12 protein-coding genes are annotated in these 11,155 nt (G+C 68.4%); 3 read left to right on the top strand and 9 right to left on the bottom strand.

The window, feature by feature from the left end:
• The 4 genes from ABT130_RS24180 to ABT130_RS24165 form a co-directional block, all read right to left on the bottom strand.
• Window positions 1-73, bottom strand: a 73-nt coding sequence (locus tag ABT130_RS24180; RefSeq protein WP_350958785.1) for a hypothetical protein, incomplete at its 3' end; no start/stop codon positions are given.
• A 9-nt stretch (window positions 74-82) separates the two neighbouring features.
• Window positions 83-1,546: a dihydroorotase gene (locus ABT130_RS24175; RefSeq protein ID WP_350920238.1), complete on the bottom strand. Its 1,464-nt coding sequence runs from the start codon at window positions 1,544-1,546 to the stop codon at window positions 83-85.
• A gap of 20 nt (window positions 1,547-1,566) precedes the next feature.
• On the bottom strand, window positions 1,567-2,970 hold the full coding sequence (locus tag ABT130_RS24170; protein WP_350958776.1) for an MmgE/PrpD family protein: 1,404 nt from the start codon (window positions 2,968-2,970) through the stop codon (window positions 1,567-1,569).
• A gap of 71 nt (window positions 2,971-3,041) precedes the next feature.
• The gene (locus ABT130_RS24165) at window positions 3,042-4,238 is read right to left on the bottom strand and encodes a CaiB/BaiF CoA transferase family protein (RefSeq protein ID WP_350920232.1); all 1,197 of its coding nucleotides are present in this window, start codon (window positions 4,236-4,238) and stop codon (window positions 3,042-3,044) included.
• A gap of 125 nt (window positions 4,239-4,363) precedes the next feature.
• On the opposite strand from ABT130_RS24165, the gene ABT130_RS24160 reads away from it, so the two are divergent.
• Window positions 4,364-5,128 (top strand): IclR family transcriptional regulator, encoded by a 765-nt coding sequence (locus ABT130_RS24160; RefSeq protein WP_350920229.1) that lies wholly within the window; start codon window positions 4,364-4,366, stop codon window positions 5,126-5,128.
• Window positions 5,129-5,143: 15 nt separating this feature from the next.
• Here the strand turns inward: ABT130_RS24160 and ABT130_RS24155 are convergent, their stop codons facing one another.
• The 4 genes from ABT130_RS24155 to ABT130_RS24140 all read right to left on the bottom strand — a co-directional run bounded on the left by ABT130_RS24155 (window position 5,144) and on the right by ABT130_RS24140 (window position 9,209).
• Entirely contained in the window at window positions 5,144-6,022 is an 879-nt protein-coding gene (locus ABT130_RS24155) for a cyclase family protein (protein ID WP_350958773.1), read from the bottom strand.
• A gap of 677 nt (window positions 6,023-6,699) precedes the next feature.
• Window positions 6,700-8,244 (bottom strand): glycosyl hydrolase family 18 protein, encoded by a 1,545-nt coding sequence (locus ABT130_RS24150; RefSeq protein WP_350958772.1) that lies wholly within the window; start codon window positions 8,242-8,244, stop codon window positions 6,700-6,702.
• Between the two features lie 376 nt (window positions 8,245-8,620).
• Window positions 8,621-8,872: a helix-turn-helix domain-containing protein gene (locus ABT130_RS24145; RefSeq protein WP_350958769.1), complete on the bottom strand. Its 252-nt coding sequence runs from the start codon at window positions 8,870-8,872 to the stop codon at window positions 8,621-8,623.
• Between the two features lie 34 nt (window positions 8,873-8,906).
• Window positions 8,907-9,209 carry a hypothetical protein gene (locus ABT130_RS24140; protein ID WP_350958767.1) on the bottom strand — a complete coding sequence of 101 codons (303 nt, stop codon included), beginning with the start codon at window positions 9,207-9,209 and terminating at the stop codon, window positions 8,907-8,909.
• Window positions 9,210-9,302: 93 nt separating this feature from the next.
• Between ABT130_RS24140 and ABT130_RS24135 the strand changes: the two genes are divergently transcribed.
• Window positions 9,303-9,749 (top strand): MarR family winged helix-turn-helix transcriptional regulator, encoded by a 447-nt coding sequence (locus ABT130_RS24135; RefSeq protein ID WP_350920220.1) that lies wholly within the window; start codon window positions 9,303-9,305, stop codon window positions 9,747-9,749.
• Between the two features lie 117 nt (window positions 9,750-9,866).
• On the top strand, window positions 9,867-10,358 hold the full coding sequence (locus ABT130_RS24130; RefSeq protein ID WP_350958765.1) for a hypothetical protein: 492 nt from the start codon (window positions 9,867-9,869) through the stop codon (window positions 10,356-10,358).
• 267 nt (window positions 10,359-10,625) lie between these two features.
• Here the strand turns inward: ABT130_RS24130 and ABT130_RS24125 are convergent, their stop codons facing one another.
• Window positions 10,626-11,054: a hypothetical protein gene (locus ABT130_RS24125; protein WP_350958762.1), complete on the bottom strand. Its 429-nt coding sequence runs from the start codon at window positions 11,052-11,054 to the stop codon at window positions 10,626-10,628.
• Window positions 11,055-11,155 lie beyond the last annotated feature (101 nt).

Here is an 11,155-nt window from a genome sequence, read left to right as displayed (position 1 = left end):
CGAACAGTGCGCCCTCCACGGCCAGGTCCAGGTCGGCGTCCGGCATGACCACCATCGGGTTCTTGCCGCCCAGTCCAGCGGGTCAGGCGCCGGTGCGGGAGATGTAGCGGCCCTGCGGATCGCCCTCGACCTTGCCGCCGCGCAGCACGTGGTGGCCCCGGACGAACGTGTCGGTGACCCGCGCGCCGAGCTCGAAGCCCTCGAACGGGGTGTATTCCTGCGTGGACTCCGACTCGGCCGCCCGCACCGTCCAGTTCACGTCCGGATCCACCAGGCAGAGGTCCGCGTCGTAGCCCTCGGCGAGCGCACCCTTGCCGGCCAGGCCGTATCTCCTGGCGGGGTTCCAGGACAGCAGCCGCGCCATCTCGGAATAGGGCAGGCCGCGCCGGCGGCCCTCGGTGATCAGGCCGGGCAACAGGTATTCCGCGCCGCCGAAGCCGGACTTGGCCACGAACACATCGTCGCGGGGTTCGCCGAACTTGGCCTCCTCCCGGCAGCACGCGTGGTCGCTGACCACCCAGTCGACCTGCCCGTCCAGGACGTACTCCCACAGCGCCTCGACGTCCTCACGGGGCCGGAGGGGCGGGTTGACCTTGCCGCCGAGCCCCGAGGCGGTGTCCACGTCGGCGAGCAGGTGGCCGATGGTGACCTCCCTGCGGAAGTCGATGTGGGGGAAGGCCACGCTCATCCGCAGCGCCGCCTCCAACGCCTTGCGCGAGGTCAGGTGCAGCAGGTTGACGGTGGGCAGACCGGTCTCGTGGGCCAGATAGGAGGCGATCGAGACGGCCAGCCCCTCGGAGTGCGGGGGCCTGGACTCGTGATAGGCGCGCAGGTCGCGTACCCCTCCGCGCTCCTCGACCATCTTGGTGTAGGCCGTCATGATCTCGGCGGTCTCGCAGTGCAGCGACAGCGAGATCTGGTCGGCGATGTCGGGGAAGCGCTCACGCGCGGCCTGCACGCCGCGCATGACGAACTCGAAGTGAGCGTAGTCGTAGCGCTCGTCCTCGGGCGTCATCAGGAAGGAGCGCTGGTCGGCGGAGCGGCCGTGCAGGCCGTGGCCACCGTAGAACATGAAGATCTTGAAAGAGGTGACGCCGAATCTCTCGACCAGGTCGGGGATCTCCTCGATGTGGCGGCGCGACATCGGGGCCAGGTGGTAGGCGTAGTCGACGTGGGCGTTGCCCTCGGAGATCGACAGGACCTCGGGGAAGAAGTCCGCGTAGTCACCGCCCTTGTTGAGGTAGTACTGGCCGGTGCGCATGTAGGACAGTGCAGTGGTCACCCCGCCCTGGGCGCAGGCGCGGCTCTCGCTGCGGGTGTCCTCGGCCAGCGGGTTGTAGATGCCCCAGTGCTGGTGGGCGTCCACGACACCGGGGAAGGCCAGCTTGCCGCCGCCGTCCACCACGGTGGTCGCCTCGGTCACGGGGATGCCGGGCGCGAGCCGTACGATCCGCCCGTCCGACACCCCGATGTCGAGGGTCTCCGGCTCGGGCCGGTCGTGCCGTACGACCCGGACGTTCTTCACCACGAGGTCCAGGGATTCCATCGTCGCCTCCACTCGATCCATCAGGAGACCTGTCGCAGCAGGTCGTTCAGGTTGCTCATTTCCGCCATACGGCGTATGCCGTCCTCGACGCGGTCCATCGCCTCGGAGGACAGGGCACGGCCCGCGTTGTCGCGGAATTTCAGCCCGAGTTCCTCCTCCGACAGTGGGCGCTGCGGGCCGCCCCGGTTGGCGAGCACCTCCTCGGTCCACTTCCGGCCGTCGGCCGTGCGCACGCACAGAACCGCGGGGAACTGCTCGGGGAAGATCTGGTCGCAGCGCTCGTCGGCGACCACCTCGACCTTGGCCATGAGAGCCCGCCGCCGCGGGTCGCGGGCCAGCTCGTCGGTGAAGTCGTCGAGGCCCACGCCCAACCCGCCGCCGCCGAGCAGTCCCGCCGCCACGGCGTACGGCCCGCTGAACTGGGCCTGATAGCCGGTCTCCGGCAGCCGTTTGTGCTCGATCGGCTGGCCGATGGTGCGGATGACCGGCGAGGGGGCGCCGAGAGTGATCGACTCGATCTCGCCGGGGTCGAGCCCCCGCGCCCGCAGTGCCAGGGCCGCGTCGATGGCGGTGTGGGTGAAGTGGTTGGCCGGGTACGGCTTGAAGAAGATGCCGGGTACGGCCCATACGGTGCCCAGGCCGCGGGTGATCTCCTCGGCGTCGAACTCGCCGCGCAGGAAGGCGGTGAAGAAGCCGAACCTGCCTTCGAGGACGGTCGGCGGCCCGGTGATGCCCCGCTGGACGAGCTGGGCCGCCGTCACCCCGGAGTGCGCGGCCCAGCCGCAGTGCGTGCGCTTGACCGTGCCGCCGGTGCGGTTGGCCTCGATGATCCCCGAGGACATGGAGGCCGCCACGCCGATCGCGTTTCGGACGCCCTCCTCGCCCAGGCCGAGGAGCATGGCCGCCGACACGGCCGAGCCGATCGTGCCGCAGATCGATGTGGCGTGCTGGCCGTACTCGAAGAAGGTGGAGTTTCCGGCCTTCCTGTCGTAGCCGGCCATGCCGAGCCGCACGCACACCTCTAGGCCGGCCGCGATCGCCGCGATCGTCTCCCGGCCCGAGGCGCCGGCGAGCTGGCCCGCGGCCAGTGCGGCGGGTACCACCGAGGCGCTGGGGTGCAGGACCGAGGGCAGATGGGTGTCGTCGTAGTCGAGCGAGTGGGCGAGCACCCCGTTGGCCAGCGCCGCGAGCGCGGCGGGCACGGGCTCGGGCTCACCGATCACATGGCTGTCGCCCCGCCCGCCCTGGTCGGTGACATATCCGAGCACCGCCTGGCTGGAGGGCAGGCCCCTGGCCGCCAGGCAGAGGCCGAGGATATCGAGGACCCGGCTGCGGACGCTGTCGGTCACATCGGGGGGCAGTTCGTCGTAGCGGCAGGCCGCCGCGAAAGCGGCGATCCGCTCCGCGAGGGTCTTCTCACTCACCGGTTTCTCCAGAGATTGTTCCGATATTTGTAACCTTGTACCACTATGCGGACCAGGGGGCAAGGCGGTCACTAGATCACACCCTGGTCCCGGAGCCCGCTCAGTTCCCCGGCCGACATGCCGAGGCGTTCGCCGTACACCTCGTCGTTGTGCGCGCCGAGCGCCGGCCCGGTCCACCGGATCGAGCCTGGTGTCTGTGACAGGCGGAACAAGACGTTCTGCATTCTGATCGGCCCGAAGTCGGGGTCCTCGACCGTGGTGATCGAGTCCAGCGCCTGGTACTGCGGGTCGGCGAAGACGTCACGGATGTCATAGATCGGGGCGACCGCCGCCTCGGCCTTCTCGAAGGCCGAGACCACCTCGGCGACATCGCGGGCGGCGATCCAGCCGCCCACGTGGGCGTCCAGTTCGTCGCCGTGCTCGGCGCGGCTCTTGCCACCCTTGAACCACGGCTCGTCGATGACTTCGGGATGGCCGACGAGGCGCATCACCCGCTCGGCGATGTTCTGGGAGGAGGTCGAGACCGCCACCCATTTGCCGTCGCGGGTCTTGTAGGTGTTGCGCGGGGCGTTGTTGATCGAGCGGTTGCCGGTGCGTGACGGCACCTCGCCGAGCTGGTCGAACGCGAGGGGCTGCGGACCGAGGATGGTCAGCAGCGGCTCGATGATCGCGAGGTCCACCACCTGGCCCTGGCCGGAGCCGTGGTCGCGGTGGTAGAGCGCCATGGTGATGGCGTTGGCGCAGACCAGGGCCGATATGCCGTCCGCCAGGCCGAAGGGCGGCAGGGTCGGCGGGCCGCCGGGCTCGCCGGTGATCGCCGCGAAGCCGCTCATCGACTCGGCCAGCGTGCCGAAGCCGGGCCGCCGGGAATAGGGCCCCTCCTGTCCGAACCCGGTGACCCGGGCGATGACCAGGCCGGGGTTGATCGCGTGAAGCTCGGCGGGGGACAGGCCCCAGCGCTCCAGCGTGCCGGGCCGGAAGTTCTCGATCAGCACATCGGCCCGCTCCACCAGCCGACGCAGCAGCGCGGCCCCCTCGGGCCGGCCGAAGTCGCAGGTCACCGCCCGCTTGTTGCGGGAGAGCATCTTCCACCAGAGCCCCACGCCGTCCTTGGCCGGGCCGTGCGACCGTGAAGGGTCGCCCTTGGCCGGGTGCTCGACCTTGATGACGTCCGCACCGTAGTCGCCGAGGATCGTGGCAGCGAGTGGTCCGGCGAAAAGGGTGGCGATGTCAAGGACGACGACGCCGTCCAGAGGGCCACTGGCCATGCGGGGCCTCCTAATGTTCCTTTTTTTGGAATATTGTTCCGAAATATACTGAGATGCTGATGGCGTGCACGACGCGCGGCCCGATGCGAAGATCTGTTGAGCCCCTGTGGAAACGGAGTCAGCCCATGTCCGAAGACGACCCGGCTCAGCCCACGAGTCAGACCGCATCGACGGTCGAGCGGGCGGCCGACGTGCTCGTGCTGTTCGCCGAGTCGGCCACGCCTACCCTGGGCGTCACCGAGATCGCCGACCGGCTGTCCCTCTCCAAGGCTGCCGTGCACCGGATCCTCGCCTCGCTGCGCAGCCGTCAGTTGATCGAGCTGGACGAGGAGACGCGTAGATACTCGCTCGGCGTGATGTCGATGCGACTGGGCCTCGCCTACCTCGACCGCATCGACATCCGGGGCGTCGCCGCCCCGGAGCTCGCGGCGCTGTCGGCTGAGACCGGGGAGACCGCGACGCTCTCGGTGCGCAGCGGCAGTGGCCGGATCTACGTGGAGCAGGTCACCCCCGCGCGCGAGGTCCGCATGTCGGTGACGCTCGGTGTGCCGTATCCCCTGCACATCGGGGCCTCCTCCAAGGTATTCCTCGCCTTCCTGCCGGACACCGAGCGGGACGGCTATCTCTCGCGTCATGCTTCCGGCGAGCGGACCACGCTGCGGGAGCAGCTGGAGCACATCCGCCAGGTGGGTTACGCGGTCTCCTACGGTGAGCGCCAGCCCGGCGCGGGCTCGGTGGCGGCCCCGGTCTTCGACCACGCGGGGCGCCCGCTCGCCGTCATCAGCGTCTGCGGACCTCTTGAGCGGTTCAGGAACGAGGCCGACGGCTGTGCCGCCGCGCTGGTCAAGGCCACCGCTCGCGTCTCCGGTCGGCTGGGGTATATGTCCTGATCCGCGGCTCACGGTCTAGGCCAAGGCGGATGTCTCGACGACGGCCAGCGGGCGTACGGGCGCACCGGTGCCGCCGACGATCTTCAGTGGCGCGAGCACGAAGAGGAATTCCGCCACTCCGGCGGCGGCGGGATCCTCCAGGCGCAGATGCTCGATGATGTGGATGCCGTGCTCCACCAGCAGAACACGGTGAGCGGGCAGCAGTCGGTGGCCCTGGCCGGGCGGAATGTGCTCATAGGCGGTGGTGTCCGCGCCGGTGGCCACCACGCCGCGCTCGGCCAGCCATGTCGCCCCCTCCTCGGTGACACCGGGCACGCCGCTGTTGTGACCGATATATGCCTCGGCGTCGTGCCAGTTACGCGCCCAGCCCGTGCGCACCAGCACCACGTCTCCGCGCTCCAGTGTCACACCGGCCCGCGCGGCGGCTGCGGCAAGGTCCTCGGGGCCGATCGGATGCCCGCCGGGAAGCGTGTCCAAACCGTGCGCGCCCGCCACGTCGAGGAGTAGGCCCCGGCAGAACATGGCAGGGATCGTCTCGGCGCCGTGCACGGTGAACCGCCCGCCGCGCTGGGCTCCCTCCGCCTCGACGCCGCCGTGGAGCAGGCCGTTGTGCGACACGTGCGACAGGGCGTCGACATGGGTGCCCACATGGCCGCCCATCATGAACATCTCGTTGGACGCCGAGCCGCCGTCCGGGCGGACCATGTCCCCGTGCCGCCGCATCAGCGCCATCTTGAACCCGGGATGGTTCGGCGAGGTGGGCATGCCAGGCTCCAGCGGCTGGGACAGGTCGAAGATCCGCACTCCTCGCCGCATGATGTCCAGCAGCCCGCCGGGCATTGTCGATCTTTCGTGTGCCATCAGTCCCTCGTGTTCAAGACTCAGCTCGGCCATGACCGGTTTCTCCTTATTTGGGGGGTCCGCCCCTGCAGTCTGGCACGGATGGGCCCAAACATGAAACGGTGTTCCTGTCATAGGAACGATTGGGCCGGTTATGGAAGAGAGAACACGGATGAGGGCTTACCCGTACGCTCCGGAGAAGCTCGCCCAAGATCGAGAGCGCCGTGCGGATCGAAGTGCTGGACGCCGCGCCGTCGTCGGCCGACCGTACCCGATGAGGCTTGATCGGCCATCCAGCAGAGAGGAACAGGTGGTCGTGGTGGTAGCCTGCCACCACGTTGCGGCTCGCCCCGGCTCGGTGGCGACCGCCGCTCCCGACGTTCCGGCGGCGCCTACGGGAACAGTGGCCGTACCCGCCCCTGAGCCGACTTCCACGGCGACCGACACCGTGCCCCCAGCCCGACTCCGGCCTACCCTGAGCCACCGCCGCCCACCTCTGGCCGTATCCGGCCGCACCGTGGCAACGATCCGGTGGCGGCCCGGACCCGGCCAGGCGCGGCTCAAAAGGACGAGCCCGGATCTCGAATTCGAGATCCGGGCTCGTCCTTTTCCGGCAAGCCGCTCTCCGGCGACGTCGAGAGTCACGGGGAGCCTGCACACCCCCGCGGACGCGTCAGCCTCGACCGCCCAGCCGGACCCATGCTCTGCGGACCGGCTGGGCGGTCGAAGGACTAGCGTCCCTGAAGTGCCTTGACGTTGTCGCCGAAGGTCCAGCCCTTTGATCCATCCCAGTTGATGGACCAGGTCATCAGCCCCTTGAGGCTGCCGCCGAAGCTGTTCCAGCTCTGGCTCACCAGGGAGGGCGTCATGTGGCCGCCTCCGGCTCCGGGCTGGGCGGGCAGACCGGGAACCTGCTTGTCATAGGGAACCTTGATCGTGGTGCCCTGGATGACCAGGCCGTTGTTCAGGCAGGTGGTCTGGGCGGTGAATCCCTGAACCGTGCCCGCGGAATACGAGTCACCGGAGCAGCCGTACATGCTTCCGTTGTAGTACTGCATGTTCAGCCACCAGAGGCGGCCGTTGTCGGCGTACTTCTTGATAATCGGCAGGTACGAGCCCCAGATCGAGCCGTAGACGACGCTGCCACCGGTGACGTACGCCGTCTCGGGGGCCATGGTCAGGCCGAAGTTGGCGGGCATCTGGGCGAGCACGCCGTCGATGATGCGGATGAGGTTGGCCTGGGACGTGGACAACTGGTTGATGTTGCCGCTGCCGGTGAGGCCGGTCTCGATGTCGATGTCGATGCCGTCGAAGTTGTACTGCTTGAGGATCGGCACGACGGTCGCGATGAAGCGGTCGGCGACGGCGCTGGAACTGAGGTCGATGCCTGCGGTCGCCCCGCCGATGGACATCAGGATCGTCAGGCCGGCGGCCTTGGCCTGGCACATCTCGGCCGGGGTGGCGACCTTGACGGTGGAGTCCATGCCGTCTTCCCACAGGACGGTGCCGTCGGAACGGATGACGGGGAACGCCGCGTTGATCACGTTATAGCCGTGGGCCGTGATGCGGGGGTCGGTGATCGGAATCCAGCCGAGCGGTGGGTGCACACCGTTCGCGGCGCCGTCCCAGTTCTCCCAGTATCCGTGGAGGACCTTGCCCGTCGGCCTCGACTTCACGGCGCAGGTGCTTCCGGTCGGCGTGACCGTGGGAGTCGGCGTGGGCGTGGGCGTGACCGTGGGAGTCGGCGTCGGCGTGGGAGTCGGCGTGGGAGTCGGTGTAGGAGTGGGGGTGCCTCCGGGCCCGTCGAAGCTGACGTCGTCGGCGTAGTAGGTGCCCTGCCCGTACCAGCCGTGCAAGTAGACCGTGGCGGTGGTCTGGTTGGCCGCGGTGGTGAAGGGGACACTGAGCTGCGTGTACGCCGTCGCCGACGAGGTCCAGCGGAACTCGCCGCCGGACACGCCAAGGTGGACGTAGCTGCCCCGGACCCAGGCGGTCAAGGTGTAGGCCGTGTTCGGCCGGACGCTCACGGACTGGGAGCACTTGGCGTTGTCGGAGCCGCTCGCCGCGCCGGCGAGTGCCTTCGTACCGGAGCGGGCGGGGGAGCCGACCACCGACCCCAGCCCTCCGGTGCAGGACCAGGGGGAGAGACTTCCGGTCTCAAAGTCCGCGTTCACCAGCAGATTGGCCGCTTGAGCCGATGTCTGCGTGATGAGGACGCCCGTGATCGCCAGCAGTAACGAGACTGCCAGCGCCAGCAGGCGGGGGGTTCTCTTCATGAGGGAACAGCCCTTCTGTCGCCCGGGGTACGAAAGCACCGGGAATCATGACGCTGTGGGGGGTTACGAGACCGCGGGGACGGAGAGGGCTCGTGAGCAGTAGTTCCAATGAACCATCGGGATGAATTTGATCGGCGCCCCGGAGCGGTGCCAGGTTGACACCGGGACGTCTGAGCGGCGCGCTGTCGGCATCATAACTTGACCCCCGCCTGATCGTTAAGGTTATTGTCAGTTAAGTTTCCTATTAATTAACTTCCGGGAGGTGAGGGCCCGCACACGCTCGTCGCCCTGTTCAACGGGCCGGCGCACGTGCTGCTCGCCGAGAGCCTGGTCGAGGGGGAGTTCCTGTGTCATCGCGCCACTGGGCTGCCGGAGCTCACCGCGCTGCCCGTCGGGTACCCGCCGGACCGGGTGGCCGCTTCCACTCATCCACGACCGCCGGATTCTGCTGGTAGGCGCGACACAGCGGGCGCTGCGGGGAGATGCCCGGCTTGGCCGGGACGCGGCCCACGCTCACCGGCGACAGTTCGACCTTGAACTCGCGGTGGATCGGCTCGGCCGCCATCGCCCGTGTCCACAGCGCGAACCCGAAGCTCAGCTGACGCGGGGTGGCGCAGAATGCTGACATAAGTCCGAAAACCTATGAACTGATTAGATCATTCTCAGCGCCGACGACTGTCCGCCGGTTCCTGATCGACGAAGCCGTTGCGGGTGAACGTGGCGTCGGCCTGTTTCTCCCGGTCCAGCCTGCGTGCGGTTCGCATCCGGTAGCCGTTCGGTTCGGCCTCGGCGTCGGCCGGTTTGACCGGCCCGCGGAAGTGGTGAGAGGGGGAGGCGTTGTGGCGGGCCACCTCCTCGCGCACGCGCAGCCGTACCGGCTCCCGGGCCGAGATCCGCTCGGGCAGGTCGGGCAGGGAGAACTTCTCCAACGCCCGGCCCGCCGCGGTCTCATCGCGAAACATCACTAGCTGGAACGTGGTTGTGAGTGACAAGGAGAGCCGCACGGAAGGGGGGCGACGGTGCCGTAGCCGAGGGGGGCAGTGCGGGAGACTTGGAAGGTGACAATCGAGAACGCCCGTCCAGGTCCGCCGGAGACCAGCCCCTCCATCGTGCTGCTCACGCTGGCGCACCGGATCGAGTCCGAGCTCGGCGCCGCCCTCGCGCCGCTCGGACTGACGGTGAGCAGGTTCGGCCTGCTTGGACACATCACCGGCGTGCCCGGCGCATCGTTCAGCGACTTGGCGCGAATGTCCGGAATCACGGTACAGAGCGTTCATACGGCGGTGAAGACGCTGTCCGGGGCCGGGCTCGTTCGTGACAACACCGCTCGCGCCGGGTCCGCTTCGGCCATCGAGATCACGCCCGAGGGCGCGCGTCTCATGCGGGAGGCGATGAAGGCCGTGGCCGGGGTGGACGAGCGGCTGTTCGGCCCGGACGCCGACCCGATTCAGCGTCAGATCGCCGACGCCGCACGCGCCGCGTTCGAAGGGCGCTCCCGGCTCTGATCTGACGTGCGAGACGTCCCGGACAGCAGGGGTGCCATTCCTGTGCCGCCACCTTCAGAGAGCCTGAAGCATCTGCTAAGCTTCAGGCTCTCTGAAGGCTGTGGAGAGGAGAAGCTCGTGGAAGGTGTGCTGCTGTCGGTCCATGTACTCGCCAGCATTGTGTTCGTCGGAGGCTCGGCCGTCGCGACAAGCCTGTTCTCCCGCTATGCCCCGGTCGCCGCGAGTGCCGCGGTGAGCCCGGCCGTCGCGGGCGCGTCTGTCGACCCGCGGCCGGAAACCTCGGGAGACCGCAACCGGGCCGTGGCTGTCGCGCTGCACCGCATCACCCGCGGCTACGGCGTCTTCGGCATCGTCGTGCCCGTCGTGGGAATCGCTCTGGCCGTCACCCAGGGCCGGATGGGCGAGATTTGGATAAATATCTCCATGGTCCTCACCGCCGCCGCCGGTGCTCTGCTCGCCCTGCGAATCTATCCGGAGCAACGCGAGGCCCTCGCCAACCCCGACGACGGCAAGCGGTTGCGCACCCTGAGCATGCTCGCCGGAATCTACAACCTGCTGTGGGCGATCGTCGTGGTCCTCATGATCGTCCGCCCGGGAGCCCAGGCGTGACCACCGTAAGCGGCTCAGCGGGAAGCCGCTCTCTTCAGGCAGCGGAGGAGTCGCTTTCCCGGGACGCGTGACGGCTCGTCTGCGCGGTGACATCACCGATCAAGAAGTGTGGACGTGGTGGTGCCTTCCGGGTGACTTTTGCCCTGGGGAGAGAATCTCCGCTGGAAGCGGGATCGGCGGCAGACGGACATGGTCGCCGGGAATCACGCCGCCTCGGGCCGCGTACCCGCAGGGCGGCCTGTACCCCGCTGCCGGGGGTTGGGGCGATCATTCCGCGATACGGGGGATGATCTCCGCGGCTATCCTCTTCGCTCCTTCGAGGGTGCCACCGAGCAGGGCCGTGCCGCCACTGTTGTTCAGGTTGGTGCTGATCAGCATCACCACGCCGTGGGCGTACACACAGAGGTCCCCCTTGCCGGGAACCCAGACCGCCTGGTCGGCGACACCCTCCAGGTCCTGGGAGTCGGCCGTTCTGATGTTGTCGCAGAATTCCTCGTTCCTCTCCACCTCGACGCTTGTCAGCGGAGTGCGCATGAGAACAAGGGCATACAGCGTGCTTTTACTGTTCTTGTAGTTGCACTGTGTGGGGACGTATGAGATTCCCTGCAGGGGATCGGCGGTCGGCGCGGCCGAGGCCTCGTCCTCTATGGTGCTGCCCTCGCCGAAGACCTTCTGAGCGGCGTACCAATCGAGCACCTGACACGCTCTCAGCGCCTGTTCACGTGGGCCCGGACCACACCGCGACGAGAGCGGCGACCACCGCCAGCGCCGGTAAGAGGATCTGATGTCTCCGCCGG

Origin of the sequence: Streptosporangium sp. NPDC001681, assembly GCF_040298085.1 — a bacterium.
Lineage (GTDB): Bacteria > Actinomycetota > Actinomycetes > Streptosporangiales > Streptosporangiaceae > Streptosporangium.
This window is presented reverse-complemented; position numbering and strand designations above follow the sequence as displayed.